General features: G+C 42.3%; 25 protein-coding genes. 17 read left to right on the top strand and 8 right to left on the bottom strand.

Features of this window, described 5'->3' with window-relative positions; translation table 11 throughout:
- Positions 1-87 precede the first annotated feature (87 nt).
- The 7 genes from P1X15_RS19315 (at position 88) to accC (ending at position 5,877) form a co-directional block, all read left to right on the top strand.
- Positions 88-696: a DUF177 domain-containing protein gene (locus P1X15_RS19315; protein ID WP_277339777.1), complete on the top strand. Its 609-nt coding sequence runs from the start codon at positions 88-90 to the stop codon at positions 694-696.
- Between the two features lie 102 nt (positions 697-798).
- Positions 799-990, top strand: a complete 192-nt coding sequence (gene rpmF / locus P1X15_RS19310; RefSeq protein ID WP_028667050.1) for a 50S ribosomal protein L32 — start codon at positions 799-801, stop codon at positions 988-990.
- Between the two features lie 149 nt (positions 991-1,139).
- On the top strand, positions 1,140-2,078 hold the full coding sequence (gene plsX / locus P1X15_RS19305) for a phosphate acyltransferase PlsX (RefSeq protein WP_277339776.1): 939 nt from the start codon (positions 1,140-1,142) through the stop codon (positions 2,076-2,078).
- A 93-nt stretch (positions 2,079-2,171) separates the two neighbouring features.
- The gene (locus P1X15_RS19300) at positions 2,172-3,161 is read left to right on the top strand and encodes a beta-ketoacyl-ACP synthase III (RefSeq protein WP_277339775.1); all 990 of its coding nucleotides are present in this window, start codon (positions 2,172-2,174) and stop codon (positions 3,159-3,161) included.
- 158 nt (positions 3,162-3,319) lie between these two features.
- On the top strand, positions 3,320-3,883 hold the full coding sequence (gene efp, locus P1X15_RS19295) for an elongation factor P (RefSeq protein WP_277339774.1): 564 nt from the start codon (positions 3,320-3,322) through the stop codon (positions 3,881-3,883).
- An 80-nt stretch (positions 3,884-3,963) separates the two neighbouring features.
- Positions 3,964-4,446, top strand: coding sequence for an acetyl-CoA carboxylase biotin carboxyl carrier protein (gene accB / locus P1X15_RS19290; protein WP_277339773.1), 483 nt, complete (start codon positions 3,964-3,966; stop codon positions 4,444-4,446).
- A gap of 87 nt (positions 4,447-4,533) precedes the next feature.
- Complete coding sequence (gene accC / locus P1X15_RS19285) at positions 4,534-5,877, top strand: acetyl-CoA carboxylase biotin carboxylase subunit (RefSeq protein WP_277339772.1); 1,344 nt, start codon at positions 4,534-4,536, stop codon at positions 5,875-5,877.
- A gap of 44 nt (positions 5,878-5,921) precedes the next feature.
- Here accC and P1X15_RS19280 read toward each other — a convergent pair whose 3' ends face one another.
- Both P1X15_RS19280 and P1X15_RS19275 read right to left on the bottom strand, forming a co-directional pair.
- A complete protein-coding gene (locus tag P1X15_RS19280) occupies positions 5,922-6,431 on the bottom strand; it encodes a hypothetical protein (protein WP_277339771.1) in 510 nt (169 codons plus the stop codon).
- A gap of 26 nt (positions 6,432-6,457) precedes the next feature.
- Positions 6,458-6,865 carry a GNAT family N-acetyltransferase gene (locus P1X15_RS19275; protein WP_277339770.1) on the bottom strand — a complete coding sequence of 136 codons (408 nt, stop codon included), beginning with the start codon at positions 6,863-6,865 and terminating at the stop codon, positions 6,458-6,460.
- 183 nt (positions 6,866-7,048) lie between these two features.
- On the opposite strand from P1X15_RS19275, the gene P1X15_RS19270 reads away from it, so the two are divergent.
- The 10 genes from P1X15_RS19270 to P1X15_RS19225 all read left to right on the top strand — a co-directional run bounded on the left by P1X15_RS19270 (position 7,049) and on the right by P1X15_RS19225 (position 19,802).
- Entirely contained in the window at positions 7,049-7,471 is a 423-nt protein-coding gene (locus P1X15_RS19270) for an IS1 family transposase (RefSeq protein ID WP_277339769.1), read from the top strand.
- Between the two features lie 417 nt (positions 7,472-7,888).
- On the top strand, positions 7,889-9,268 hold the full coding sequence (locus tag P1X15_RS19265; protein ID WP_277339768.1) for a porin: 1,380 nt from the start codon (positions 7,889-7,891) through the stop codon (positions 9,266-9,268).
- Between the two features lie 84 nt (positions 9,269-9,352).
- Positions 9,353-10,951: an MFS transporter gene (locus tag P1X15_RS19260; protein ID WP_277339767.1), complete on the top strand. Its 1,599-nt coding sequence runs from the start codon at positions 9,353-9,355 to the stop codon at positions 10,949-10,951.
- A gap of 82 nt (positions 10,952-11,033) precedes the next feature.
- Entirely contained in the window at positions 11,034-11,258 is a 225-nt protein-coding gene (locus P1X15_RS19255) for a DUF6814 family protein (protein ID WP_277339766.1), read from the top strand.
- Positions 11,259-11,363: 105 nt separating this feature from the next.
- Positions 11,364-11,573, top strand: a complete 210-nt coding sequence (locus tag P1X15_RS19250; protein WP_277339765.1) for a hypothetical protein — start codon at positions 11,364-11,366, stop codon at positions 11,571-11,573.
- Positions 11,566-14,271 (top strand): sensor histidine kinase, encoded by a 2,706-nt coding sequence (locus P1X15_RS19245; protein ID WP_277339764.1) that lies wholly within the window; start codon positions 11,566-11,568, stop codon positions 14,269-14,271. The genes P1X15_RS19250 and P1X15_RS19245 overlap by 8 nt, the downstream gene beginning before the upstream one ends.
- A 169-nt stretch (positions 14,272-14,440) precedes the next feature.
- Positions 14,441-14,824 carry a response regulator transcription factor gene (locus tag P1X15_RS19240; RefSeq protein ID WP_277339763.1) on the top strand — a complete coding sequence of 128 codons (384 nt, stop codon included), beginning with the start codon at positions 14,441-14,443 and terminating at the stop codon, positions 14,822-14,824.
- Between the two features lie 24 nt (positions 14,825-14,848).
- Positions 14,849-16,765 carry a propionyl-CoA synthetase gene (locus tag P1X15_RS19235; RefSeq protein ID WP_277339762.1) on the top strand — a complete coding sequence of 639 codons (1,917 nt, stop codon included), beginning with the start codon at positions 14,849-14,851 and terminating at the stop codon, positions 16,763-16,765.
- A 157-nt stretch (positions 16,766-16,922) separates the two neighbouring features.
- The gene (gene acs, locus P1X15_RS19230) at positions 16,923-18,812 is read left to right on the top strand and encodes an acetate--CoA ligase (RefSeq protein WP_277339761.1); all 1,890 of its coding nucleotides are present in this window, start codon (positions 16,923-16,925) and stop codon (positions 18,810-18,812) included.
- A gap of 828 nt (positions 18,813-19,640) precedes the next feature.
- The gene (locus P1X15_RS19225; RefSeq protein ID WP_277339760.1) at positions 19,641-19,802 is read left to right on the top strand and encodes a hypothetical protein; all 162 of its coding nucleotides are present in this window, start codon (positions 19,641-19,643) and stop codon (positions 19,800-19,802) included.
- 259 nt (positions 19,803-20,061) lie between these two features.
- Here the strand turns inward: P1X15_RS19225 and P1X15_RS19220 are convergent, their stop codons facing one another.
- From P1X15_RS19220 to P1X15_RS19195, 6 genes are all read right to left on the bottom strand, one after another.
- Positions 20,062-20,721 (bottom strand): hypothetical protein, encoded by a 660-nt coding sequence (locus P1X15_RS19220; protein ID WP_277339759.1) that lies wholly within the window; start codon positions 20,719-20,721, stop codon positions 20,062-20,064.
- A 142-nt stretch (positions 20,722-20,863) separates the two neighbouring features.
- Entirely contained in the window at positions 20,864-21,373 is a 510-nt protein-coding gene (locus P1X15_RS19215; RefSeq protein ID WP_277339758.1) for a hypothetical protein, read from the bottom strand.
- 32 nt (positions 21,374-21,405) lie between these two features.
- The gene (locus P1X15_RS19210) at positions 21,406-23,199 is read right to left on the bottom strand and encodes a hypothetical protein (RefSeq protein ID WP_277339757.1); all 1,794 of its coding nucleotides are present in this window, start codon (positions 23,197-23,199) and stop codon (positions 21,406-21,408) included.
- 204 nt (positions 23,200-23,403) lie between these two features.
- A complete protein-coding gene (locus P1X15_RS19205; protein ID WP_277339756.1) occupies positions 23,404-23,868 on the bottom strand; it encodes a hypothetical protein in 465 nt (154 codons plus the stop codon).
- Between the two features lie 212 nt (positions 23,869-24,080).
- Positions 24,081-24,722 carry a hypothetical protein gene (locus P1X15_RS19200; protein WP_277339755.1) on the bottom strand — a complete coding sequence of 214 codons (642 nt, stop codon included), beginning with the start codon at positions 24,720-24,722 and terminating at the stop codon, positions 24,081-24,083.
- 22 nt (positions 24,723-24,744) lie between these two features.
- The gene (locus P1X15_RS19195; RefSeq protein ID WP_277339754.1) at positions 24,745-25,251 is read right to left on the bottom strand and encodes a hypothetical protein; all 507 of its coding nucleotides are present in this window, start codon (positions 25,249-25,251) and stop codon (positions 24,745-24,747) included.
- Positions 25,252-25,253: the final 2 nt, after the last annotated feature.

The following is a 25,253-nucleotide window of genomic DNA, read 5'->3' as shown; positions in this document are numbered from 1 at the left end:
TTTTAATTTTATCGGTAATTAGGAAATTACCATACCAAAGTTAAGAACACAAATGCCTATGTATTGACAACAAGAAACTAATTTAACTTGCGTATTTTAAGAAATACTACTAACTTTGCAGCCCATTTTGATAGAGAAGTGAAAGCGTTAACACAGTACGACATAGACATTTACGGCTTAAAAGACAAGCAATACGTCTATGATTTTGAATCAGAGAGCGAGTTTTTTGAGGAGTTAGAGCAAGATTTAATCTCAAGTGGTCATTTCAAAACCCACTTAACCCTCGACAAATCAGCAACAATGCTCATCTTGAATTTTCATATTCAAGGTGTAGTAGGTTTGGTCTGCGACCGTAGTTTAGAAGATTTTGATGAATCTATCGACCTCAAAGAGAGATTAATCTTAAAATATAGTGATCATGATGAAGAGTTGGGCGACGAAATCGAACTCATTCGCCATGAAACTGTTCGTATCAATATAGCTCATTATATTTTTGATTATATCGCATTAGCTTTACCTATGAAAAAGCTTCATCCTCGTTTTCGGAATGAAGAAACCGAAGATGAGTACGAAGAAGATGAGGAGGGTATATTGATATATCAGTCGCAAGATGAAGATACTGACTCAGACAATACCGAGTCCGAAGAAGTAGATCCTCGGTGGGAAGCTTTACAAAAACTAAAAGGAAAACAATAATATCCAAGATTTTAGGTAATACGATATACACTCTATATCTCAACTGCCTAAAATTCATTTTTATAAATCACGAACATAAACAATTATTAGCAACATAAGGCAATGGCACATCCCAAACGCAGACACTCAAGCACCCGCCGCGATAAACGCCGTACACACGATGCAATCCAAGGCAAAGCGCTTTCTACTGACCCTTCAACGGGTGAAGTACACTTGATGCACCGCGCACACGTTTTTGAAGGGAATCTAGTTTACAAGGGTAAAGTAATAATCGAAGGCTATAAACAGGCCTAATCCATAACGCCCTGTATGTGAAAGCATTTTGTTACAACTCATATAGAAAGTTGTAATAAAATGCTTTTTTAGTATTACATATCTGCTATTTTTACAGCCTAGTTCAAAAACCCTTGAGACCTCTTGATACTCAATATCTCTAAACAATAATGAAAATAGGAATAGACGCAATGGGGGGAGATTTTGCCCCCGAGGCTATCGTAGAAGGCGTTGTGATGGCAACTCCGGGACTACCGCCCAACGCCCATATTGTGCTTATAGGTAAACAGGATATCATTCATGATTTGCTCAAAAAATACGGTTATCAAGGCACTCAAATCGAAATCGTCCATGCCGATGAAGTAGTCGAAATGGGCGAGCACCCCACCAAAGCTTTATCTCAAAAGCCTCATTCGAGTATTTCGATTGGATTTAAATTACTAAAAGAGAAGCAAATAGACATTTTTTGTGGCGCCGGCAATACGGGTGCTATGCACGTGGGTGCGCTGTTTAGTATCAAAGCTATTGAAGGTATCATACGCCCCGCTATAGTGGGATTTGTACCGCAGAAGAAAGGCGGCCACGCCGTAATGCTTGATATCGGTGCAAATGCAGACTGCAAACCCGAGGTCTTAGAGCAATTTGGGGTGATTGGATCTATCTTTGCCCAACACACTTTCAATATTGAGCGCCCACGAGTAGCATTGATGAATATCGGCGAAGAAGAGCAAAAGGGGTCGGTGGTGGCTCAAGCAGCTCATCAACTTCTCAAAGACAATACTCGTATTAACTTTATAGGAAACATGGAAGGAAGCGATTTTTTTGATGACAAAGCCGATGTAATCGTCACCGACGGTTTTACGGGCAATGCCCTCTTCAAACTAGCCGAATCGTTTTATACCGTTGCCAAAGAAAGAGGAATACAAGACGAGTATATCGATAAAATGAACTACGAAGCCGTAGGAGGAAGTTCTATCATTGGTGTGAATGGCAATGTCATGATCGCTCACGGAATCTCATCGGCTATTGCTATAAAAAATATGATTACTTGGGCACGCAAACAGGTCGAAACTCAAGCCTATGTGCAGATTGCCAAAGCCCTTAGTTAAACCTTTAATAGTTAATGCGGTGCTTTGCAGCACCGCCCGTTGGTTCTACTTCCAGCGGCTATATTCAAACCTAATAACTTTTACGAGGTAAAAATGAGTCAAATTCGAGCGGCTATCACGGGGATACAGGGATACGTTCCCGACTATATTTTGACCAATGCAGAATTGGAGAAAATGGTTGACACCAATGACGAATGGATTGTGAGCCGTACAGGTATCAAAGAGCGTCGCATTCTCAAAGGAGAAGGTCTCGGAACCTCCCATATGGCAGTAGAAGCCGTCAAAGGGCTTTTAGCTAAAACAAAAACTTCCCCCGAAGAGATTGATTTGCTCATTTGTGCTACTACTACCCCAGATTATGTTTTTCCAAGTACAGCCAATCTGATTTGTGATATGGCAGGCATCAAGGCTATTGGAAGTTTTGACATCCAAGCAGCTTGCTCAGGGTTTGTGTATGCGCTTACGGTAGGCTCTCAGTTTATCGAAACAGGTAAATACAAAAAAGTGATTGTGGTAGGTGCCGACAAAATGTCGGCGATTGTAGATTATACTGACCGTACTACTTGCGTCTTGTTTGGGGATGGCGCAGGAGCGGTATTGCTCGAACCCAATACCGAAGGCTTTGGTGTACTAGACAGTATCATCAAATCTGACGGAGCTGGGCAGCCATTTTTACACCAAAAGGCCGGGGGTAGTCGCTATCCACCCACTCACGAAACGGTCGATAAACGCTGGCATTATGCTTATCAAGACGGCCCATCTGTATTTAAGTTTGCGGTTACGAATATGGCCGACGTGGCAGCCGAAATCATGGAAAAAAACCACTTAACAGGCGAAGACGTAGCTTGGCTTGTGCCTCACCAAGCCAATAAGCGCATTATCTCTGCCACCGCCAATCGGATGAAAGTAGGAATGGATAAAGTAATGCTCAACATCCAAAAATACGGCAACACTACTGCTGCTACGATACCTCTATGCTTGTGGGATTATGAATCGCAGCTCAAAAAAGGAGACAATCTCATATTAGCAGCTTTTGGAGGTGGTTTTACATGGGGAGCAATCTATGTAAAATGGGGATATTAGATTATACTAACGTCAATCTCCTAGTGGAAACACCCTAATAGCTGCTTTCTCAACACAATGATTAACCTCAATATATTGATATAACGATTTTAAAAGTGGCTTGCCACAACAATCACCGCTAACGCGGATTTTTTCTAATCGCTAATATACCATATCATATGGCAACAACTGCAGACATCCGTAACGGATTAGTTATTAACTTCAACAACGATTTATTCCAAGTTATTGAATTTCAACACGTAAAACCAGGCAAAGGCGCCGCTTTTGTACGTACAAAAATCAAAAGTCTTACTAGTGGTAAAGTACTAGACAATACTTTCAACTCAGGGGCTACTATTTACCCTGTACGGGTAGAGCGTCGTGAGTTTCAGTTTTTGTACAAAGATGAAGCTGGTTTCAACTTTATGGACAATGAGACTTTTGACCAAGTTTCTATTTCAGAAAAACTCGTTGGTAATGCAGATTTGATGAAAGAAGGTCAACTAGTGGAAATTCTGCTCAACACCGAAAATGAAACACCCCTCACTTGTGAGCTCCCTCCTTTTGTAGAATTAGAAGTAACCTATGCTGAACCAGGTATCAAAGGAGATACCGCCAATAACCCCCGCAAAGCCGTAGAGGTAGAGACGGGTGCTCGAATCATGGTACCAATGTTTATCGAGCAAGGCGACAAGCTTCGTATTGATACCCGCACCTACGATTATGTAGAGCGCGTCAAATAATTTTTATAATATAGTTAGTAAGTAGTTGCTAGTTATGTATTTATAAAAGAACTAACCTCTGAACACTAACCCCTAAAAAAATGGAAATCAAAGACATCCAAAAGCTCCTCGACTTTATCGCAAACTCTGGCCTAGATGAGGTCAATATCGAAACTGGCGAATTGAAAGTAAGCGTAAAACGCAATAATACAACCACTACCTACGTCACTCCAGCACCGGTTCCAGTAGCTACAGCGGCTCCTGTAGCTGCAGCCCCCGTAGCTACTCCTGCGGCAGCGCCATCACCCGCTGCGGCTCCTGCGCTTAAAGCTGATGAGTCTAAGTACCTCACGATTAAATCTCCCATGATTGGAACATTCTACCGCTCTGCCGGCCCCGATAAGGCTTCATTTGTAGAAATCGGCGACGAAATCTCTTCAGGCAAAGTAGTATGTATTGTGGAAGCAATGAAACTCTTCAATGAGATTGAGTCCGAAATCTCAGGACGCATCGTAAAAGTGCTTGTTGAAAATGCAACTCCCGTTGAATACGACCAGCCACTTTTCTTGGTAGAACCTGCATAACAATTTGAAAATGAGTCAATTTTGGAAATACCATAAGTAGTTATTCCCAAATGAAAAAATTCTCAAATTTTCAAATTCTCAAAAACTATGTTTAAAAAGATACTTATTGCCAATCGAGGCGAAATTGCGTTGCGGGTTATTCGTACATGCCGCGAAATGGGCATCAATACCGTAGCCGTATATTCGACCGCCGACCGCGACAGCCTTCATGTACGCTTTGCCGATGAAGCAGTTTGCATAGGCCCTCCTACAAGTCGTCAGTCTTATCTTAGTATCCCTAATATCATCTCTGCTGCCGAAATTACCAATGCCGATGCCATTCACCCTGGCTATGGTTTTTTGTCCGAAAATGCCGAATTCTCACGAATTTGTGCAGAGTATGGAATTAAATTTATCGGAGCCACTGCTGAACAAATCAACTACATGGGCGATAAGGCTACTGCCAAAGCAACCATGAAAGCAGCAGGAGTACCTGTCATTCCTGGTTCAGAAGGACTACTTGAATCGGTAGAAGAAGGAAAAATACTCGCCAAAGAAATCGGCTATCCCGTTATTGTCAAAGCTACCGCAGGTGGTGGTGGACGAGGAATGCGCATTATCAAAAATGAAAGTGAGTTTCAAAAAGCATGGGATGATGCCAAAATGGAATCAGGGGCGGCATTTGGCAACGACGGTCTCTATCTTGAGAAATTTGTGGAAGAACCACGCCACATCGAAATTCAGGTGGTGGGCGACCAATTTGGACGTGTTTGCCATTTATCTGAACGTGACTGCTCTATCCAACGTCGTCACCAAAAATTGGTAGAAGAAACTCCCTCTCCTATTGTCTCGCCTGAGCTTCGTGAGCGAATGGGACAAGCCGCTATCAAAGGCGCGGCCGCAATCGGCTATGAAGGTGCAGGAACTATAGAGTTTTTGGTTGATAAATATGGCGAGTTTTATTTCATGGAAATGAACACGCGTATTCAAGTAGAGCACCCTATTACGGAAGAAGTTACGAACTTTGACCTTATCAAAGAGCAAATCAAAGTAGCCGCAGGGCAGCCTATTTCGGGACAAAATTATACGCCTCAACTGTACGCAATGGAGTGTCGTATCAATGCCGAAGACCCCGCCAATGGCTTCCGTCCGAGCCCTGGAAAAATTACACAGCTACATTTCCCAGGTGGACACGGGGTCAGAATTGATAGCCACGTGTATGCCGGCTATACCATTCCCCCCAATTATGACTCTATGATTGCCAAGGTAATTGTAAGCGGTCAATCGCGCGCCGAAGTAATGACCCGTATGAAGCGAGCTTTACAAGAGTTTGTGATTGAAGGTATCAAAACTACGATTCCCTTTCATATTCGTCTCATGGATGACCCAGGTTTCCAGTCGGGAAATTTTACAACTAAATACCTCGAAACTTTCGACTTTAGTGGATTATAACACTCCTCTAACCTTTATACAAAGCGGGCCTTTATGGTCCGCTTTTATTTTGAATGGCTAATCATTCTCTTTAATACTACTTTTTGAAGATTTTCGACCGAAAAATTTGTCACTTCGACTTTTGTAGCTTGTTTTTTACCTGAAGTTACTTCAAAAACCAACTCTTCTCCTCGTAATTCATAGGTAGAAGTAAGAGTGATTCCTTGCGTTTCAAAAACACAATACAGTTTATTGTCAAACAAATAATTGATTAGCTCTACACCATCACCTTCGTCTATTACATAGATACCTTTGGAAGCGTCTTTGGTCTTTAATTGGTAGTCTTTTACCATAGGCATTTTAGAGGATAGATACTCGGTTTTCCAAGTCCATTCTCCAGAAGACGACATAGGCGCAACGGTGAGTCTGACCTCTACACTATCCTTCAAGCTACCATACCGATAGATGTGCATTTGTCCTTTCCAAGTTCCGACACAATGTTGGATAAATGTATTCTGCCCTTGTACAATATACCCTATAGTTGTGAATAAAAGCCCTACCACTACCTTTCTCATAATAATCCGTCTTATTCCTAGTACTCTCATTTCAGTTCATCTACTGTATCGATATAATAGCAATGTGGGTGGTTTTTCATACCAATTTTGGGGTAATATTCCACTGCTTTGGGTGCAGAAAGTAAAATAAGTTTGGCCAGAGGTGCCGCTAATTTTGTTTGACGAATCAGTTCTGTACCAATTCCCCTTTTTTGATACGCTGTATCCACGGCCAAATCAGACAAATAAGTACAAAAAGCAAAATCCGTAATAGCGCGTGAGACTCCGATAATGACGCCATTGTCACGAGCGGTCACAATCAAATTAGCATTTTGTAGCATCATCGCAAGGCGTTCTGTATCTTCTATAGGACGGCGTTCTCCTAAAGTAGAACGTACCAATACGGATTTAAAATCTTGTACTGATAAGTCATTTTCAAGCTGATAAGTAATCATAGGGTATCTAAAATTTGCCTTATGGGTTTCCAAATTAGTTAAAATTTTGGTATCCCGAAAATATCTATTTTAATTTAGCGTATCAATCTCAAAACTGACTACTAACATTTTTTTTTAACTCTTCTCCCTTTAGTTTTGGTAAATTAATATAGTATACTTTATCAACATATTCCTCTCCCTCCCATGGCTGCTACATTAAAATGCCCTAAATGTGATAGTTTAGAGACTGTCAGAAACGGAATTATCAAAAACCGCCAAAGATTTAGATGCAAAAAGTGCGACTACAACTTTACCGTCGATAAGCTTGGCAAAGGTATCAGTTCGTACTATGTTATAAAAGCTTTACAGCTCTATATTGAGGGGGTAAGTTTTCGTGAAATAGAAAGATTACTAGGTGTAAGTCACGTATCAGTGATGAATTGGGTCAAAAAATACCAAATCAAAATTCCAGACCGTATTACACATCATGCTACTTACAAAGTGATGAGTCATAAAGAATTGGCGGAGTTTTATGCCGACCGTAAAAACCTAGAAGGAACGGGCATGATTGTGACCGAGCTAGGGGACAAATTTATGATGATTAAATGGGAGCGTTTTAAAGATTGAAAAGGTCAAAATTACCTTCCTACTGAGAGCCACACCCTAGGGGTGTGGCTTTAATTTTAAACTTTTTCACGTTTTTTTGCTAATATAATATACTTTTGCTAAAATAATATAGACGCATTATTTGTAATTTATTCCTCTACTTATCTACCTTTTCTCTTATTTTACTTTGTAGTTGGCATACAATATTTGGCTTAGTGAAGCCTTCGCAGTATATTTTTTAAAATCTACCTCTTCAATTACCCCTTCTACTGCCTATTATTGGGTTATCTAATCTTTACCTATACTTTTTGACCAAAGCTATATCAATATTTTCTTTATTAATTGGATTTTATTGTGCTTTGAACTGTCATTGAAACGCAAGGCGCCAGTGTTTCAGTGAGTTTACCAAAACTTCTCTCAAACCTTTCTTAACCAAAGATGAAAAAAACAATTTTTGCAATAGCTACTGTTTTGGGGTACGCTACTGGCGTACAAGCCCAAGGCTCTTCGGACTATGGCGCGGGAATGAAACTAAACGTAAATCCCGAAGGCACCAAATACGTGCGTCTCATCACTTGGAGTCAAATTTGGATGCGTTCTGTTCAGAACAACCCCGGTACGCTTGTCAATGGCGTAAGTCAAAACAATACCTTCGACATTGGGGCTCGCCGGCTTCGGATGCTCGTTCAAGCTCAAATGAACCCTCGATTTATGGTTTTAGCCCATTTTGGTATCAACAATCAAACTTTTTTGAACGGCGGTGCCCCCGGAACCTCGGGTACAGGAGGCTACGGACAAGGCAAAAAACCAGAATTGTTTTTTCATGATTTTTGGGGTGAATATGCTATCATTCCTGCCCTTAATCCTGATACCAAAAAAGCGAATCCTTTTTCAATGTCGTTTGGAGCAGGCTTACACTATTATTTAGGCTTAAGCCGCATGACAATGCATAGCACACTCAATTTTATGACCGTAGATTCGCCCGTTTTTACGTGGGCAACTATCGAAAATTCAGACCAATTTGCTCGGATGTTTGGCGTATTTTTGAAAGGGAAAGCCAATAAATTTGAGTACCGTTTGAGTCTCAACAAGCCTTTTGCAACCAACATAACACCTGTAGAGGGAGTCGCAGTAGACAACAACGGAGTCAGCAAAACTTCTACTGCAGGCTATTTAGAATATCAATTTTTTGATCAAGAGTCCAATGTGTTGCCATTCAAAGTAGGCTCCTATGTAGGAACCAAGCGCGTGTTTAATATTGGCGCGGGATTTTATAATCAACCCCAAGGCACCCAAAGTCTAAAAAATGGAATCGCGCAGAAACATAATATCAGTTTGATGTCGGTCGATGCCTTTTTGGACATGCCAATTGGCAAAAAAGAAAAAAATACGGCCTTAACTCTTTACAGCGGTATTTATAAATACAACTTTGGCCCCAACTATATCAGAAATGCGGGTATCATGAATGTAGGTACCTTAGACCCTAAATTTGAAGGACAAAAAGCACTAGCAGGAGCTGGCAATGCCCGCCCGTTACTCGGTACGGGCACCATGTTTTATACACAAGCAGGGATAGTATTACCCAAAAGCAGCGAAAAGCCTAAAGTAAGAATACAGCCCTTTGGCGCTTATACTTGGAAAAAACTCGAAGCTCTCAGCAAAAGTGGCAACTACTATGATTTGGGGACTAATTTTTATCTTGAAGGACATCATTCCAAAATCACTCTCCAGTATTCTACTCGCCCTATTTATATTGCTAAAGATAAGATAGATGGCAGTAAAGGAGAGTTTATTATTCAATTTCAAACGTACCTTTAGGAAACTAGAGTCGCATTTAAGCTAAGTAAAATCATACTCAAAAACCCTTACTATTTTTTATAACACCTTAACTTTTTTAAAGTAATGTCTGAAACTGCAAGCGCTGCCGAAAAAGGGCAGAAAAAGCAAAGCCTAGCCGCAATCATCGGCGCCTCATCGGTAGGAACGATGATCGAATGGTACGACTTCTACATATTCGGAAGCTTGGCTACCATTATCGCTACCAAATTTTTTCCGGATGGCAATCCCACCGCCGCCTTCCTTTCTACCCTAGCCACCTTCGCTGCTGGATTTGTGGTGCGGCCTTTTGGCGCTATTTTCTTTGGGCGGCTTGGTGATTTGATTGGCCGCAAATACACCTTCATGGTCACGCTACTTCTGATGGGAGGGGCTACTTTTATGATTGGGTTGATTCCTAGCTACGAAACCATCGGTTTTTTGGCACCTACTTTAGTACTTTTACTGAGGCTCTTACAAGGGCTCGCGCTAGGAGGAGAATATGGAGGAGCTGCTACCTACGTAGCCGAGCACTCCCCTGCCGACAAACGAGGCTTTTGGACTTCATGGATCCAGATTACGGCTACCGCCGGTTTGTTTGTATCGCTCATCGTGATTCAAGTGACCCAAAACAGTATGTCCAAAGAAGCTTTTGCCGATTGGGGCTGGCGGGTACCTTTTTTGGTATCTATCCTCATGGTGTATGTATCGGTGTTGATTCGTAAAAATATGCACGAGTCTCCCCTTTTTGCCAAAGCCAAAGCAGAAGGAAAGACTTCGACCAATCCCCTGAAAGAATCTTTTGGGAATCGCTACAACTTCAAATTTGTGCTTCTCGCCTTACTAGGTGCTACCATGGGACAAGGCGTGGTATGGTACACGGGGCAGTTTTATGCGTTGAGTTTTCTTCAAAAAGTAATGGCAATAGACCTTCAGCAATCCAACGAACTCATGACCTATGCTTTGGTATTGGGAACGCCCTTCTTCGTATTCTTTGGATGGCTTTCCGACAAGATTGGTCGTAAGGGTATTATGCTAGCGGGGATGCTCATTGCGATTTTATCGTATCGTACGATTTACGAAAAAATGTACCAAACCACCAACTTTAAAAATAAAACGGAAATCACCGACAAGACGAGTATTGAAGTATCTCGCAAATTGGAGGTAAAGGATGGCGTGGCTACGAAAGATTCATTGATTACGACTACCACCAAGAAAGAATTTACAGACGGCACTAAATACGAAGAAAAAAAGATTGAGAAAATCTTAGCCGTTGCTGCTGCCGACGCTCCTAAGCCCGAAATTAAGAAGACCGTTACGATCAACGACAGCGACAAATGGACCTTGATATGGCTGGTATTCATTCAAGTGATTTTTGTCACCATGGTATATGGCCCTATCGCGGCATTCTTAGTAGAAATGTTTCCGACGCGCATTCGTTACACTTCTATGTCGTTGCCTTATCACGTGGGCAATGGAGTTTTTGGAGGATTGTTACCTACTATTGCTACTGCTCTCGTGGCATCGGCGGGCAAAGCCAACGAAACAGCCACTGCCGCTGGTCAAGCTGTTCCGTACGCCGCACCTTATTTGGAAGGTCTTTGGTATCCTATTGTGATAGCGGGGATTTGCTTTGTGATTGGGTTGTTGTACATCAATGGCAAAGACCGGAATGTAAATGACTAATACCACTTTTTGAGACCCAAAGGCTGATTCACAAAAGCTTTTTTAAAATCATTTCATCTATTTTTTGAAAAACGACAATACAATGAACACAATAAAAAGACTTGCCGGTGTACTTTGGCTCCTCGTGGGAGCTGCCGCAGGATACTATCTTTTAATCAATCAGGCCCTTCCAAAGTTTAGTACTGGCAAATCGGAAGATTTGATTCCCGCCGGAATTTATACTTTCATTTTATGCCCGCTGATTGTAGGAAGTTTGGCCACTTTTGGAGTTTATGCCCTCAAAGGCGAATACGATAATCAAAATTAGGTTTAGGGTTTAGTAGTATGGATGGTTGTTGGGGTGAAATATATCTTCGACAACCATTTTTTAACCCTCTTCCTTTGGTTTTAAATTCAAACATGTCCCTTTTTCATGAATCGTAACCGCGAATTACTGTTGGCCTCTTTATGTATATTGACGATGGCGATCTTCAACACGCCCCTTTTGTCGATATATAATTACGGCGCCTTTATAAGCGGAATTCCAGTCTTTTATGTCTTTCTTTTTGGAGGTTGGTTGGGTATCATTTTAATCATTGCTTGGCTTGTACGCCAACCCAAACAAGATACCAACGATGAGTAGTTTGTGGATTATTACATTGTCTCTGATTTATCTGTTGGTATTGTTTGGTATTGCCAACTGGGCCGAGCGTCGTGCAGTAGCACATCGAAGTATCGTCAACAACCCCTATGTCTATGCTTTATCATTGGCCGTCTATTGTACTGCTTGGACTTTTTACGGTAGTGTAGGGCGAGCCGCCGAAAGTGGCCCTGATTTTTTAAGTGTGTACATCGGCCCTACTTTTCTGATTCCTCTTTGGTGGGTCATTTTCAGAAAAATCATTCGGATTTGTAAAGTTCAGCGAATCACGAGCATTGCCGATTTTATTTCGGCCCGTTATGGCAAAAATCGGGCCTTAGGCGGCATCGTGACTTTGGTGTGTTTGTTGGGGATTGTACCTTATATTTCGATTCAGCTCAAAGCTATTACGATAAGTTTCTCGATTTTATCAGGGCATCAGCCTTTGGCTACACAGTCGTTTTGGTCAGACCAATCATTTTATATTGCCTTAGCCCTCATTATTTTCACCATTTTGTTTGGAACCCGCAAACTCGAAGCCAACGAGCGACATGAGGGCCTTGTAGCGGCGATTGCTTTTGAGTCATTGATCAAATTATTCACTTTTATTGCCGTAGGGCTATTCGTAACCTTTGGGCTTTTCAACGGTTTTACGGATATATTCTCACGCGCTGCCGAAGTACCTGACCTCCAAAAACTCTTTGTTTTACCTCAAGAACAAACCGGTAGCTGGTTTTGGCACTGTTTATTGGCAGCGATTGCCATTTTGTTTTTACCACGTCAATTTCAACTTACGGTAGTAGAAAATACCAACGAAAATCATCTCCGCAAAGCGCAGTGGCTTTTCCCGCTTTATTTGCTCATTATCAATATATTCGTTTTGCCAATTGCCCTGAGCGGAAAGCTTATTTTCGGAAACGACACAATCCCCTCTGATACTTATTTACTTGCTTTACCATTGCATTTCAAACAACAAGGACTGGCCTTTTTAACATATCTAGGTGGTTTTTCGGCAGCTACCAGTATGATTATTGTAGAATGTACTGCCCTTACGGTAATGTTTACCAACAATCTGCTTATGCCTGTTTTGGTAGGTCGCCCAAGCTGGCAAAAGGGGCTTGGTAGTTCCGGGGGGAGTTTTGTACTCAATGCCCGTAGGCTATTTATCGGAGTCATTATTTTATTGGCGTATTTATATTACAAAAACGTCAGCGACAAGTACTCGTTGGTATCGGTCGGGATGGTTTCTTTTGCAGCAGTTGCCCAATTTGCCCCGGCTGCTTTAGGCGGGATTTTCTGGAAAAAAGCCAATCTTGTAGGTGCTATGGGTGGTATTTTGGCCGGAAGCACAGTATGGCTTTATACCCTTATTATTCCTTCTATGGTTTCAAACGGTTTTATTTCAACTGATTTTTTAACGTATGGCCCTGCCCATATCAGTTGGTTACGGCCAGAAGCCCTTTTTGGACTTGAAAGTATGGACAATCTTTCTCATGGGGTATTTTGGTCCTTGTTTTTCAATTTGATTTTTTATGTATGTGGTTCGCTTCATTTCGGTCAAAGTGCTCTTGAACACAACCAAGCGGCTTTATTTGTTGATATTTTCAAATATGATACTTCTTATGAACGCTCGGTCGCTTGGCGTGGAAAAGCCCTCATTACCGACATTGTGACACTCATGAGCAAATTTTTTGGGAAAACACGCGCAGAAAGGGCGCTTACGCTCTATGCTCGCCGCAACAAACTAAGTCTCCAAACCAAATACGCTGACCCCATGCTTGTCAACTACGCCGAAAAAATGCTCAGCGGAGCCATTGGTGCGGCCTCTGCTCGCATTGTAGTGGCTTCTGTGGCGAAGGAAGAACGTATCACGGTCGATGAAGTAATTGATATTCTTAAAACATCCCAAGAACTGAAGACCGTCAATGAAGAGCTTACCCGAAAATCTCGCGAACTAGAAGCTTTGACGCATCAACTCAAACAGGCTAATGACAAACTTAGAGTATCTGAGCAGCAAAAAGATGATTTTTTATCGACCGTAACCCACGAAATCCGCACTCCGCTGACTTCCATTCGGGCCTTATCCGAAATCATCCACGATAATCCTGATATGGAGCTTTCGCAACAGCAGCATTTTTTGACTACCATCATCAAAGAATCTGATAGACTCACCCGACTCGTCAATCAGGTGTTGGATTTGGAAAGGTACGAAACAGGACGCTATCAGCTTTCTAAAGAGACTTTTTCGATTCAGACCCTCATCTCCGAATCTATTAACTCAATTGAGCAGTTGGCCAAAGAAAAAGAAATCATTATCAAAACATCTTATCAAGGTTCGTTGGGCAATATCTACAGCGATTACGACCGATTGATGCAAGTTTTGATTAATCTTCTATCGAATGCTATTAAGTTTTGCCCGAGTCAAAATGGTTTAATTGAAGTATTGGCAAAAGTAGAAAATGGTATTTTACTAATAAGCGTCAAAGACAATGGCCCCGGTATCAGTCCCGAACTGCAAGCCCTCATCTTCGATAAATTCTATCAAGCTGAGTCAAAACATAATCGCAAAGCCAAAGGCAGTGGGCTTGGGCTAGCGATTTCAAAAAAAATCATTGAGCTATGTAAAGGAGACATTCAGGTACAAAGTACCTTAGGTGAAGGGGCGGTTTTTACTTTTCAAATTCCTACGATGATGTCCTAAAAACCACTCAAAAGCACTATCAATAAACATTTTACAAAATATTTACTCAAAGAAATCAGCATCTATACCACTTTTGCAACTTAATTTTATTTTCAAAAAATTAATTTTCTACTTTACGCCATTATTGACACTGAAGCGATTGTAGGTTTCTACCGAAAATGTGATTAGCATGACACGCCAGCATATAAAAATATTAATAGTAGACGATGAACCCAATATTTTGATGTCGTTGGAGTTTTTGATGAAAAAAGAAGGGTATCGCGTATTTATTGCTCGCGATGGTGAAGAGGCTTTTGACATCATTCGTAGCGAAGTTCCTGATGTGGTTTTATTGGACATCATGATGCCCAAAGTCAACGGTTATGAGGTATGTACTTTTATCAAAACTAGTCCAATGTACCAGCACATCAAAGTTGTTTTTATGAGTTCAAAAAGTCGAGAAATCGATTTGCAAAAAGGATATGAGTTGGGAGCAGACTTGTATATACCCAAGCCATTTTCGACCCGTGACATGGTATCCAAGGTAAATGCGCTTGCGACAAGCACCTTGTAATAAGCACTTTATATTTCATAAATCATGAAATCGTCAATACAATCGTATGCTGACTTCTATGAGGCCAGTCTAGCTAATCCTTTGGCCTTTTGGAGCCAACAAGCGGCTAAAATTGCTTGGTATGAGTTCCCCACTCAAATCCTCACTACCAATGAACAGGGCTTTTATCGGTGGTTTGAGGGTGGCAAACTCAATACTTGCTACTTAGCGATAGACTATCATGTAGAAAATGGCCGTGCCGATCAAGTAGCCCTCATTTACGACTCACCTGTCACTCATCAAATTCAAAAATATACTTATCGTGAGCTTCAAACCCAAGTGGCGAAGCTAGCGGGCGCATTGCACAATTTGGGTGTACAAAAGGGTGATTGCGTCATCATTTATATGCCTATGGTACCCGAAGCAGCATTTACTATGCTGGCTTGTGCTCGGTTGGGGGCGGTTCATTCGGTAGTATTTGGCGGTTTTGCACCTCATGAATTAGCAATTCGAATCGACGACACCCGTCCTAAAGTTGTTGTTTCGTCCTCCTGTGGTATTGAGTTTGACCGAGTTGTTCCTTATAAACCACTCCTCGATGAAGCCATTCGACAAGCTAGCTTCAAGCCGCCTCATTGTCTTATTCTGCAACGTCCCATGACCACCGCAAGCATGGAAACCAACCGAGATGTCGATTTTGAGGAAGCCCTCCAACAAGCCTCTCCTACCGAATGTGCCGTATTAAGTGCCCTCGACCCTCTGTATGTTTTATACACCTCCGGCACTACAGGAAAGCCAAAAGGAATAGTCAGAGACAATGGCGGTCATGCTGTAGCTATGAAATTTTCAATGGAATATGTGTATGATATAGCCCCTGGCGATGTATATTGGGCCGCTTCAGATTTGGGCTGGGCAGTGGGTCACTCATATATTGTATATGCCCCTCTCATTCAGGGCTGTACTACCATTTTGTTTGAAGGAAAACCAGTACGTACTCCCGATGCTGGCACCTTCTGGCGCATCATAGCAGCGCATAGAGTTAAAGTTTTTTTTACTGCGCCTACTGCTTTTAGAGCTATCAAAAAAGAAGACCCTACCGCCGAGCATCTCCAAAAATATGACCTTAGTTCTCTAAAACAAATATTTGTGGCGGGAGAGCGCTGCGACCCGCCTACTTTAGAGTGGCTCCAACAAATCACCAAAGTGCCTATCATCGACCATTGGTGGCAAACCGAATCGGGCTGGCCTATGATTGCCAATATGACCGGGGTCGAAATGTTTACGGTGAAAGCAGGCTCTGCTACCAAGCCCGTGTGTGGATTTGATGTTCAGATTTTGGACGAAGAGGGACATCCCCTTCCGCCCAAACACGAAGGATATGTATGTATTAAGCTTCCGCTTCCGCCAGGCTGCCTACCTACGTTGTGGAACGACGACCCCCGCTTTCAGCAGTCTTATTTATCAAAATTTCCGGGCTATTATCTTTCAGGCGATGGCGGGTATAAAGATGAAGACGGGTACGTATATATCATGGGACGAGTCGATGATGTCATCAATGTGGCAGGGCACCGACTCTCAACGGGCGAAATGGAAGAATTTGTGGCCTCTCATACTGCCGTGGCAGAATGTGCCGTAGTAGGAATTGCCGACGAGTTGCGCGGTCAACGTCCCGTGGGGTTTGTGGTACTCAAAGACAAAGTAGAAATTGAAGAAAATACGCTTGAAACTGAGCTAGTGACCATTGTACGAGAGCAAATCGGTGCGGTAGCTTTTTTTAGAAATACACTTATTGTAAAGCGTCTTCCCAAAACGCGTTCGGGCAAGATTTTGAGAAAAGTGATGCGTCAAATTGCCGATGGCGAATCGTATAGTATTCCCTCCACTATCGACGACCCTGCGATTTTGAGCGAAATCGCCGAAGCCCTCCAAAAACGGAAGATAGGTAGAGGCTTTGGACACTAAAAAATCTCACTAGTTCGCCTACTTTTCTATACTTGTTTAGCAATTTTGTGATATTTTTTTCACTCAATCGGGAAAATGTTTTGCTATTTTTAGACCCTCATTTCATCACCAATCGTTCCTTACATTAACCTTAATCAATCCAAAACATCAATAAATCATGCGTATACGTACTTTTGAAGACTATCAAGCTGCCTATCAACATAGTGTGGAAGACCCTGAGGGCTTTTGGGCAGAAGTAGCACAAGAATTCAAATGGCATAAACCTTGGAAGCGGGTATTAGACTGGAATTTTGAAGAGCCTAATGTGAAGTGGTTTGTAGGTGGCAAAACCAATATTACCGAAAATGCGCTCGATAGACATCTCAGAGAATTAGGAAATCGTCCTGCTATTATCTGGGAACCCAACGACCCCTCTGATCCAAGCGTAACGCTTACCTATAAAATGCTCCATGACCAAGTGTGTCGATTTGCGAATGTACTCAAACGCAATGGAGTTCAGAAAGGAGACCGTGTGTGTATTTACCTTCCGATGGTGCCCGAAGCTGCCATAGCGATTTTGGCTTGTGCCCGCATTGGTGCCATACATTCAGTGGTTTTTGGTGGATTTTCGGCCCAATCTCTTACCGATCGTATCAACGACTCCAATTGTAAGGTCATCGTTACGTCAGACGGGGCGGCCCGGGGCAATAAAAACATCCCGATGAAAGACACCGTCGATGATGCCCTCATTGCTTGCCCTTCGGTACAAAAAGTAATTGTACTTACCCACACCCGTACGCCTATCTCTATGATCAAAGGACGTGATGTATGGTGGGAGAGTGAAATGAAGCAAGTCACTTCCGACTGCCCCGCCCAACTGATGGACTCCGAAGATCCCCTCTTCATCCTTTATACTTCAGGCTCTACTGGTAAGCCCAAAGGGGTAGTTCATACCACGGGTGGCTACATGGTTTATACGGCTTATACTTTCCAAAATGTATTCCAATACGAACCCGGCCAAATCCACTTTTGTACCGCTGATGTGGGCTGGATTACAGGGCATAGTTACATTGTTTATGGTCCATTGTTGAGCGGTGCCACCACCGTCATGTTTGAGGGGGTACCTACCTATCCTGACGCAGGACGTTTTTGGGATATTGTGGATAAACACAAAGTGGATATTCTTTATACCGCCCCCACGGCCATCAGATCGTTGATGGGCTTTGGTCTCAAATATGTTGAAGGAAAAGACTTAAGTTCGTTGAAAGTCTTGGGTTCGGTGGGTGAGCCTATCAATGAGGAAGCATGGAATTGGTACAACGAAAATATCGGAAAAAGCCGCTGTCCCATCGTTGATACTTGGTGGCAAACCGAGAATGGCGGTATTTTGATTTCGCCTATTGCGGGCGTTACCAAAACCAAACCTACCTATGCCACATTGCCACTTCCGGGTGTACAACCTGTATTGGTAGATGAGGCAGGAAATGAGATTGAAGGAAATGGCGTAAGCGGTAACTTATGCATTAAGTTTCCGTGGCCGTCTATCATTCGTACTACTTGGGGCGACCACGAGCGTTGCCGCCAAACTTACTTCTCGACCTACCCTGGTAAGTATTTTACGGGTGACGGCTGTCTCCGCGACGAAGATGGCTACTATCGCATCACAGGGCGGGTAGATGATGTCTTGAACGTATCAGGACACCGTATCGGAACAGCGGAGGTCGAAAATGCCATCAATATGCACTCTGATGTGATTGAAAGTGCCGTAGTAGGTTATCCACATGACATCAAAGGGCAAGGGATTTATGCTTTCGTCATCAGCGAAAATCTACTCGACGACGAAGATCTCTCAAGACGCGATATTTTGGCAACTGTAACACGTATCATTGGACCCATTGCCAAACCTGACAAAATTCAGTTTGTGAGGGGATTGCCCAAAACTCGCTCGGGTAAAATCATGCGCCGAATCCTGCGCAAAATAGCCGAAGGAGATACCTCCAACTTAGGCGATACTACCACCCTACTCGACCCTAGTGTAGTAGAAGACATCAAAGACGGAGCTTTGTAAGCTTGAGATTTTAAAATCTTTTATACGAAAAAAGCTGCTTTTCAAAAAAGCAGCTTTTTTCGTATAAAAGATAAAACGCAAACACAGGCACCCCTCCTCTTATAAAAAAAATACTATTATCCTTCTAAAAAGCGATAACATAAAAAATACCGTATATCCAGTATATAATTTATCAAAATTTGATTTTTTACTTTTCAAAAACCAAAATCAATACAAAAAAATTAGCATTTTTAAAAATGTAGCATTTCCGAAAAGGGATATACAGTTGACCTCAAAAATGCCAAAATCAACGCAAAAAGGATATTTTTATATAATTTTACAAACAATCAATTTGACATATTCAATAATTTTGAAAATTATTTGTTATAACACATAATTTTGTATTAGCTTTGAATCATAATCATAGTTTTAAGACGCACTTTATTACTTTTATTATACTTCATCAACAACAAAGTTTCTTTTTTTTGGTCCCTTCTTTCTCCTAAAGAAGGGACTCATTTTGGGTAGCTATTCCTAAACCCTGCTTTATTTGAGCAACATCAGAGCTCCCCACCTTTTATGATTTTCGTAAGAAATGACGTATCCCCCTCTGCAAGTATTTCTGAAGAGGGGGATATACAGCAAGTTTATAGTACTTCGAACACATTAGTACTCCTCGTCCTGCATCCAAGGGGATGTAGATTCATATTGAGAAAAGCGATATCCCTTTGTATAAGCAATACCTTGGACTACGGTATGCAGTTCGGCCAGTTCTTCGGTGGGTCCGCAACCCGACTGAAAGGCGATTACCTCACCACTTTCCAAAACAAAACACCCAAATACTTGGGTATGACCAAGAGGCCAGTTTTCGATTTTGAGCCAAAAATTAGATGGTCTGATGGTCTTCAGGGCATCGCGGCTGCGCGTGTACGGAGCCGAGGCAACACCCAGAAATTGAGCGACCTGTTGATCAATTTTGTCCAGCCCCGCAGCATCGTTCGGGTGGGTTGATTCGATTTGGGCAATGATGAGTTGGGCACTGTGTTCGGTTTGTATTTGAAAGTGAAGGATATAGAGTTGTCCTTATAAAAACAGGAATATAAAACTGTAAACGCTTTTCGGAGTAGCCCTAGCTACGTAGTTGAGGGAGTGTTTGTGCTCGGTAGTTAAGAAGACATGTTATTGACAGGTATACTTGCAGGTTGCTATACCGGGAAAATTAAAAATTGGGCGGTCTCGGTGCCACCCAATAAGAAATTAAAAGCAATTATTACTTTTGGGCGACCCAATCATCACTGCCTAGCAGATTGTCATTTTCAATACCTAATCTGAAACTATTCGTTCTTGAAGCCAAACCATCGCCATCCTTAATAATTCGCGCTGCCCCAATTTCAATAAAGATTTTATTAGGGTCATTTTTTTCTGTAAATACCAAAGTGGAGTAAAAATCCTTGATGCCCTGTGAGGTAATCTCTCCTGAAAAAATTCTTACCTGCTTGCCGGTAGCTGTACCGTTTTGAACGGACAATTCAGCGAAAATACTGAATTTATTACCTGTTCCAGAAATAAATCCGCCTATCCCAGAAGCTACTGTAGAACTTGATTTAGTATCTATGTTAACGCTCAATTCTTTGCTGTTTTGATTCGAAAATCGCAAAACCAAGCTGTTAAAAACATGACCCTTAGGATTAGGGTCTCCTACATAAGGAACTTCTAAGGTATGAGGGTTTGAAATAAAAATCCCTTCTATATTGGGCGGGTTCAAGCCTTCATTAATGGGCATTCCCTTCGTTTTTAAGTCGTTTAGCAAAGTGGTAGGTACTATTTGCTGAATTTTAGCCGACAGGGTAGGCTCGGGCGTTTTTTTCTTGCAACTATCCAATAATAAGATGCTGCACAGTAATAAAGCAGAAGTGAGGAATGTTTTCATTTTTGTAAAATTGCTTTTGATGGTAAAAATTGATTGAAGATTTTAGCAGGCGTTTGTGCCAAAAGGGGATGAGCGTAACAGGTAAACCCTCATAAAAGGCTCATAATAAGCTTTCCCATGATTTTAACTACTTTTAAATTTATTAGAAGACTGTAATGACCTGCACAGGAGAGGTGCTTTCCACAATAAGTTGAATTTTTACATAAACCTCGTCTTGATGAGGCTTTGGTATCATCTGGGTAACGGGTGGTCGGACTTCAGGTACCCACTTTACAGCGGGGTCTTCGTTTAATTTAGATTCTAAGAGATGCCTCCCTTCTGAAAAATCTACTTCAGTTGTGGTTGGAATCAAGGTTTTTTCATAAACAATAGAGCCCACCAAAGAGCGTGCAGAAGTAGATAATACCCCATTCCCGCCACTGAAAATGTATGTTTCCCAATTTTGTCTAAAAGGCATTGATGATTGGAAATTATCCGAATCAACGAATGGGTTGTCTGTACCAAATAGAATCACCCGTACTTTGAACGTAGTTCCTAGTTCTTCGTGAGCAAACCTGAACTTTGCCGATACGCGTACCGTTCTACGCCATTCCTGATTGTTATCCTGCGAGCGTTCGCCGACAAGCATTGTCGCATTTTCTACTTTTGCCATGGTTGTAGGTCTTAATAAAAATGAAAAATGGATTACTTCTGCTCAATTGTCGAAGTAATAACCCCAAATCGGCTCGACATTGTGGCTTTAATTGTATTACTGAATTCTATATCGCCTGTTGGTAATGATAAACTGAGTAATGGTACGCCTGTAGATGAGATAGCTAAAAAGGCAGAACCCGGCCCATACGTTCCTGTAACGCTTTTGTTTCGGATAGCCCACAGCCATTTGTTTTGCATGGGGTTGTATTTCGCTACAACCATATAATTCTGCGTTTCCGAGGTTTGGGCAGGCAGGGTTATATCACCGATTGTAAAACGGCTGTTTCTACTGCCATCATAAACCATATAGAGATTTCCTGAATTATCGAATGTTGTACTTTTAACGTATCCAATCGGCGTAGCAGTTGCCCATTTAGTCGAGCCATCCTGACGAAAAACTGCCAATATACCGGAGTTAGTAGGGGTAGTAGTAGCTCCACCAATTGAAATACTGGAACTACTACTTGCTTTTACCAAAAACTCACCTGTTGAATGACACGATATGTCAGTTATCTGGTAGGGTTTAGTAGTAGTGATGTTTTTGCTCCATTCTAACGAACCGCCGGAAGAGAGTTTTAAGAGAAACTCACCAGGTGATGAGAGTGCTGTCCCTCCTACCGATGGTACGCCATCGAATGATCGTAAACTGGCATAAACATCCCCATTAGGATCCACATCGAAATAAACATCCTGTTGCCCTACCCCCGAAAATAGCCGACTCCAAAGCAGTTTGCCGGATGGGTCGAAACGTGCTATCACATGATCCCAACCTTCGGTACCATTATTGAGTCCCCAAGCCGGATCTGACCCTGTAACGGTGGTTGTGCCAATCGTAGCTTTAGAATTCCCAAGGATTCTTTCAATGACGTAACAATTACCTTGGGCATCAACATGAGTAGCCCCCAAAGAGCCATTACCGCCCGATCTTATACCAAAGCTACGTACCCACTCTACCTTCCCATCCGGGGTGATTTTGGCCATATAGGCGCCAAAGTTAGGTAACGTAAAAGAACCAAAGGTTGCATTACGTGTACCCGCACTTAAAGCTGCATACAAGTTTCCTGCCGCATCCATATCAAGATCATACACTTCATTACTCGAAGTACTAGTAAGTTCAATAACCCAAAGGGGTTCACCCGTGGCATCAAGTTTGGCGACGAAGCCGCCATTGCCCGAACCCGTCGAAAACTTCCCTATTTTCCCTGCTTTGTTGTAAGAACCTGATATGTAAAAGTTTCCGTTGGCATCGGCAAGCAGGTCCCTGGTCTGGGTAAAGTCAAAACCTTCGCCCAAAGAACGGGCCGTTTTCCATTCGGCCAAGCTGGCCGTAGGTGTTACGGCCGTCGTCTTCACCTGCACAGCCGTACCGTAAGTAGTTCCCTTATCATTAGTCGCATAAGCCCTTACATTATAGGTCGTATTGGCTTTGAGGTTTTTAAGCTCCGAGGTAAACTTCAACGGAAAAGGGCCGTCGGTTTTGCCGAGTTCGGTTTTACTGTCGGCCGTAGTTGGAGCCGCGTTGGTTTCCGACCATACATGCCCATGCTGACTGATGGCCGCCCCACCGTTGGCCGAAAGGGTACTGCTCACTTTGGCACTCACGGCGGTGATGTCGCTGCTTGTGGTAGCATTAGCTGTATTGTCGATTGTGGGTGCGGTGGCCGTAACGGGATTCGTAGGATTTGTTGGTTTAGAAGGTGCAGGGTCTTCTTTTTTCTTACAGTCCAATAATGTCACTGTCAACAAAGAAAAAAGGCTTAGAGATAGAATGAGTTGTTTTTTCATGATATTAGAAAGTTTATAACTAATTAGCAATATGCTTTAGGCCATAAGCCATAAGATTTTTATTAAAAAGGAGGGAGCCTCCTCAACGAGTTTCCGCTGTGGTTGCCTAAAAAATTCGCAAAAAATGCCTACTGCTTACCGCTTATTGCCTAGGGGTAAGTAATTACAAATAGCGAATCTCAAATGAGTCAAAATACCTATGAATCAATGCTTTTGGGGTTTTAGCTTCCAGCGTTTGACCAAAAAATCCTTAAATGTCCAGAGGGGCCAATAAATAATGATGGCTACGACATTGCCAAAAATAATCGTCAATGGCAGTGCCCATACCCAATTTGAAGGGTTGATTAGCATAAACCAGAAAGGTGGCCATACCAGTAAAAACACCCCCGCAATCGCATTGCGCATTTGGGCTTCGGAGGTGAAACCTACCCGAATCTGTACCTCTGTATGTGTCTCAAACTGCTGAGTAGAGCCTGTTATTTGTGACCAAAAAACAGTACTCCAACGAGTAGCACGCGCTTTTTGAATCCGAAATCTAGGGTATTTGGTCTCTACTCCAAACCGAGGTTCGGGAGAACGAAACACCGCTAGTACTTCTTTTTCTTGGACCAGACGCTCAAGATCTTGCCATAGAAAAGCTTCCGGCTGAGAAGTTATGTAGAGTCTCATATTTGACTTTATCGTTTATTCTTTCGCTTTCTAATCCGCCGTTTTTTGGGGTTCCAAATCATTTCAAAGTGAAGTTTTTACAGTACCGCCTTTGGCTATACGTATCAATTTTACACCCGCCGTTTTGATACAGCGACTAACTGTTTTGGGGACTTGGATTGTATTCCAAAAAACCAAGAAAATAATGCCTTGTATTTGTCCCAAAACTTGTCTTATTTCTTGTAAGGAAACTTCTTGGCAGCTCGCTCCATGAGTTTTTGGGCGAGTTCTTCAGGTGAGCGGTAGCTGCTATTCCAGTCATCGTTTTGGTAAGTCCACACCACCCGTTTTTCGAAAGCGTTATAGAGCGTTAAGCTCAGCGTGGCCTCACCTTGTTTGGGACTTAAAGAAAAATTTTCGGTTTGTCGAGCCAGTATGTCTAGGCCACGAGAAAGGCTTCGGTCTAGGTTTTCTTTACGTTGGTATTTGCCAGTCAAAATACCATCCACTTGGAGAAGCTGACACAGTTCGGCTTTGGTCATTGTACGTCCTTTTTCATAGCCAACATTATTTCGTTTGAGGAGAGCATTGGTATCATCTATATCCTGAAAGTTGACATTAAAGTCTTTTTTGCGCTCCATCATATACTGAAATACGCCGCTTTGATACTGTAAGCTTTCACGTTCTTCTTGCTGACGAAGCATTTCAGGAGTTGTTTTTTTGATTTGTAAATTTTTTTCAATGGTTACGTCAAAAGGCAAAATAGCGTAAGTTTTGACAACCCCTTGATTAACGACAGCCGTAGAAGTGGTTTTATGGCTGCACCCAGTTATTACAGAAATTATAAAAACGATAAGAATACCAAAATTTTTCATATACTTTCAATTGTTTGAACTATTAGAAAATCCAGCCAAAAGCAATACCTGGTATAGGACCATTGATCCGAAACATAAAACCACTATATGCAGTGTAGCGATAGCCTGCAAGTGGCAGCACTAGGTATTTCCAATGCTCATTGAATGTGCGATAAATCCGGCCCGTTTGTGAATCAGTTTCAGTATCAATAGTCCGTTTTTGGTGCCGTACTCCCATTATGCCCAGTTCCCACATCGCACGCCCGCTACCAAAACCATAAGTAACGTAATGCGGCACACTCTTACCTACAGAAAGTCCACTTGAAAGCGTAGCCCCAATGCCAACACCTGCATTGAGATAGCGATTTTGGTCATCAAAAGCACGGTAATTATTAGTAAATCGAAACGACCCGTGCAGCTGCGCCCCTATGCCCAATGTGTTGCCGCCCAAATCTACCGATAACCCTACCCGCATTCGGTGAGGTAACTCTTGCGCTTGCCCCGACCACGACAAGAGTACGCATCCAAGCCAGAGAAAAAGGGGTTTCATGT

This window comes from Runella sp. MFBS21, from assembly GCF_029433105.1.
Classification (GTDB): Bacteria; Bacteroidota; Bacteroidia; order Cytophagales; family Spirosomataceae; genus Runella.
This window is presented reverse-complemented; position numbering and strand designations above follow the sequence as displayed.

What these genes read in the sequence shown, in the direction of transcription:
- P1X15_RS19265 (WP_277339768.1), top strand. Translation starts at nt 7,889, where the DNA reads ATGAAAAAAACAATTTTTGCAATAGCTACTGTTTTGGGGTACGCTACT.
- P1X15_RS19200 (WP_277339755.1), bottom strand. Translation starts at nt 24,722, where the DNA reads ATGAAAAATTTTGGTATTCTTATCGTTTTTATAATTTCTGTAATAACT.
- P1X15_RS19255 (WP_277339766.1), top strand. Translation starts at nt 11,034, where the DNA reads ATGAACACAATAAAAAGACTTGCCGGTGTACTTTGGCTCCTCGTGGGA.
- P1X15_RS19210 (WP_277339757.1), bottom strand. Translation starts at nt 23,199, where the DNA reads ATGAAAAAACAACTCATTCTATCTCTAAGCCTTTTTTCTTTGTTGACA.
- P1X15_RS19235 (WP_277339762.1), top strand. Translation starts at nt 14,849, where the DNA reads ATGAAATCGTCAATACAATCGTATGCTGACTTCTATGAGGCCAGTCTA.
- P1X15_RS19220 (WP_277339759.1), bottom strand. Translation starts at nt 20,721, where the DNA reads ATGAAAACATTCCTCACTTCTGCTTTATTACTGTGCAGCATCTTATTA.
- plsX (WP_277339776.1), top strand. Translation starts at nt 1,140, where the DNA reads ATGAAAATAGGAATAGACGCAATGGGGGGAGATTTTGCCCCCGAGGCT.
- P1X15_RS19275 (WP_277339770.1), bottom strand. Translation starts at nt 6,865, where the DNA reads ATGATTACTTATCAGCTTGAAAATGACTTATCAGTACAAGATTTTAAA.
- P1X15_RS19225 (WP_277339760.1), top strand. Translation starts at nt 19,641, where the DNA reads ATGACCAAGAGGCCAGTTTTCGATTTTGAGCCAAAAATTAGATGGTCT.
- P1X15_RS19280 (WP_277339771.1), bottom strand. Translation starts at nt 6,431, where the DNA reads ATGAGAAAGGTAGTGGTAGGGCTTTTATTCACAACTATAGGGTATATT.
- rpmF (WP_028667050.1), top strand. Translation starts at nt 799, where the DNA reads ATGGCACATCCCAAACGCAGACACTCAAGCACCCGCCGCGATAAACGC.
- accC (WP_277339772.1), top strand. Translation starts at nt 4,534, where the DNA reads ATGTTTAAAAAGATACTTATTGCCAATCGAGGCGAAATTGCGTTGCGG.
- P1X15_RS19215 (WP_277339758.1), bottom strand. Translation starts at nt 21,373, where the DNA reads ATGGCAAAAGTAGAAAATGCGACAATGCTTGTCGGCGAACGCTCGCAG.
- P1X15_RS19245 (WP_277339764.1), top strand. Translation starts at nt 11,566, where the DNA reads ATGAGTAGTTTGTGGATTATTACATTGTCTCTGATTTATCTGTTGGTA.
- acs (WP_277339761.1), top strand. Translation starts at nt 16,923, where the DNA reads ATGCGTATACGTACTTTTGAAGACTATCAAGCTGCCTATCAACATAGT.
- P1X15_RS19205 (WP_277339756.1), bottom strand. Translation starts at nt 23,868, where the DNA reads ATGAGACTCTACATAACTTCTCAGCCGGAAGCTTTTCTATGGCAAGAT.
- P1X15_RS19270 (WP_277339769.1), top strand. Translation starts at nt 7,049, where the DNA reads ATGGCTGCTACATTAAAATGCCCTAAATGTGATAGTTTAGAGACTGTC.
- P1X15_RS19240 (WP_277339763.1), top strand. Translation starts at nt 14,441, where the DNA reads ATGACACGCCAGCATATAAAAATATTAATAGTAGACGATGAACCCAAT.
- P1X15_RS19260 (WP_277339767.1), top strand. Translation starts at nt 9,353, where the DNA reads ATGTCTGAAACTGCAAGCGCTGCCGAAAAAGGGCAGAAAAAGCAAAGC.
- P1X15_RS19195 (WP_277339754.1), bottom strand. Translation starts at nt 25,251, where the DNA reads ATGAAACCCCTTTTTCTCTGGCTTGGATGCGTACTCTTGTCGTGGTCG.
- P1X15_RS19300 (WP_277339775.1), top strand. Translation starts at nt 2,172, where the DNA reads ATGAGTCAAATTCGAGCGGCTATCACGGGGATACAGGGATACGTTCCC.
- efp (WP_277339774.1), top strand. Translation starts at nt 3,320, where the DNA reads ATGGCAACAACTGCAGACATCCGTAACGGATTAGTTATTAACTTCAAC.
- accB (WP_277339773.1), top strand. Translation starts at nt 3,964, where the DNA reads ATGGAAATCAAAGACATCCAAAAGCTCCTCGACTTTATCGCAAACTCT.
- P1X15_RS19250 (WP_277339765.1), top strand. Translation starts at nt 11,364, where the DNA reads ATGAATCGTAACCGCGAATTACTGTTGGCCTCTTTATGTATATTGACG.